The 931-nt window shown below is 52.1% G+C and carries 2 protein-coding genes and 1 pseudogene; all 3 read right to left on the bottom strand.

The window, feature by feature from the left end; translation table 11 throughout:
* Window positions 1-85, bottom strand: a pseudogene (locus tag AC1DRJ_RS29865) (F0F1 ATP synthase subunit B); the annotation flags it as partial.
* Between the two features lie 53 nt (window positions 86-138).
* Window positions 139-396, bottom strand: coding sequence for a F0F1 ATP synthase subunit C (gene atpE, locus AC1DRJ_RS29860; protein ID WP_002555987.1), 258 nt, complete (start codon window positions 394-396; stop codon window positions 139-141).
* Window positions 397-529: 133 nt separating this feature from the next.
* The coding region (locus AC1DRJ_RS29855; protein WP_477805293.1) for a F0F1 ATP synthase subunit A at window positions 530-931 on the bottom strand (402 nt) is incomplete at its 5' end.

Genomic DNA, 931 nt, shown 5'->3' with positions numbered 1-931 from the left:
CCGGAGGCCACACGAACTTCATGCAAAACAGTACAAAAATGAAGAACGCAACGGACTGGCCAATCAGGGTTGCATTAATGTTCACGCCAACACCTCGCTCGTTCGTTACACATCCCAACTACTCGAAGGTTCGAGTAATTAGCCAGCGAGTTGACCAACGAATGGGTTCGCGAAGGTGAAGAACAGAGCGATACCAACACCGATCATGGTTACGGCGTCGAGCAGACCGGCAACGATGAACATTTTAACTTGGAGCATTGGAACCATTTCTGGCTGACGCGCTGCGCCTTCCAGGAACTTGCCGCCCAACAGGCCGAAACCAATTGCGGTACCCAGTGCGCCCAGGCCGATCAACAGTGCAACAGCGATAGCGGTTAGACCAACTACAGTTTCCATCTTTCCTCCCGACTTTTACGTCGTATGGTTTAGGTTTTTTAGATTTTAAAGCGGTAAAACAAATCGTTTCATAGCCCTGTTCGGGCACCCACTCGTTTGACCGAGTGGGACATCAGACTAGTCGAGACTGGTCTTAATGGTTCTCTTCGTGCGCCATCGACAGGTAAACGATGGTCAGCATCATGAAGATAAACGCCTGCAGGGTGATGATCAGGATGTGGAACACAGCCCACGCCCACTGCAGAACAATACCCAGGCCGCTAAGCCAGAGCAGACCGCTGCCGAACATCACAGCAATCAGAATGAAGACCAGCTCGCCGGCGTACATGTTGCCGAACAGACGCAGTGCCAGGGAGATAGGCTTGGCAACCAGCGTCACGAACTCCAGCAAGAAGTTCACCGGAATCAGCAGGGCTTGAACGAAGATGTTCTTGCTGCCGAACGGGTGCAGGGTCAGTTCGCCGAGGAAGCCGCCGATGCCCTTGACCTTGATGCTGTAGAAAATGATCTGACCTTGATGCTGTAGAAAATGATC

The sequence above is a fragment of the Pseudomonas sp. P5_B2 genome, from assembly GCF_056400445.1.
Note: the sequence above shows the minus strand (reverse complement) of the source record. Positions and strands in the feature narration are given on the sequence as shown.